This is a genomic window from Larkinella harenae, assembly GCF_054780515.1.
Map to the genome: position 1 here is coordinate 1 of NZ_BAAGWE010000035.1, position 868 is coordinate 868.

At 44.8% G+C, this 868-nt stretch carries 1 protein-coding gene; it reads right to left on the bottom strand.

Annotated elements, in window-relative coordinates:
* Positions 1–26: 26 nt before the first annotated feature.
* Positions 27–812 carry an IS5 family transposase gene (locus ACYVH9_RS31600; RefSeq protein WP_460640448.1) on the bottom strand — a complete coding sequence of 262 codons (786 nt, stop codon included), beginning with the start codon at positions 810–812 and terminating at the stop codon, positions 27–29.
* Between the last annotated feature and the right edge of the window lie 56 nt (positions 813–868).

Here is an 868-nt window from a genome sequence, read left to right on the forward strand (position 1 = left end):
AGAAGATGTTGGGGAATATTATTCGGTCATTTTGCCAATCGGTTCAGCATCAACGCACAGTTAGCCCACAATAGCCACGATTCTGCACTGTTGGTGGTCTGTTCATAATCTTTAGTAATCCGTCTAAAGTGGTTTAACCAGGCAAAAGTTCGTTCGACTACCCACCGTTTTCTAAGCGGTACAAAACCTTTTATCCAAAAAGGTTTTGTAGTCACTTCAAACAACAATCTCTGTTGCTTAACTACCTCAGAAAACAAGCCCTCATAAGCCGAATCCGTGATCACTTTCTGGAGTCGTTGGCTCCAAGACTCCATTCCTTTTAGGACATGTACACCCGCCTGACTATCGGCCTGATTAGCGGCATGAACGTACACATTCCAAAGCCTGCCACCGGTGTCAACGAGGATCTGCCGCTTCCTTCCATTTACCTTTTTAGCTGCATCTAATCCTCGCTGTTCAGAGAGCAAAGGAGCTAGTTTAACGCTCTGACTATCAACACAAACTAAGGACGGCGTTGGTTCTCGTCCTTGGCCTGTCCGGTCCCGCTGATTTAGCGCCCGATTGAGCCGATTTAAACGATCTTCCTTTTTCCATTTGACAAAATAATAATAAACAGCTTGCCAGTTTGGGTAACAGGCCGGTAAATTACGCCATTGGCAACCGGTGCGCAGGATATAAAAAATAGCGTTCGTCACTTGCCGCAAGCAAAGCCGACGTTTCCGTTGTGTTGGCAAGTAGTTTTCAATAACTTGCCACTGGGTGTCTGTAAGCTCATTAAATTGAGTAACCATACCTTCATTGTGTTGCAACATAAAGGTAGGCAGACACCCACTTTTTTCAGCTAGTTATAAAATCCCCAACAACTTCT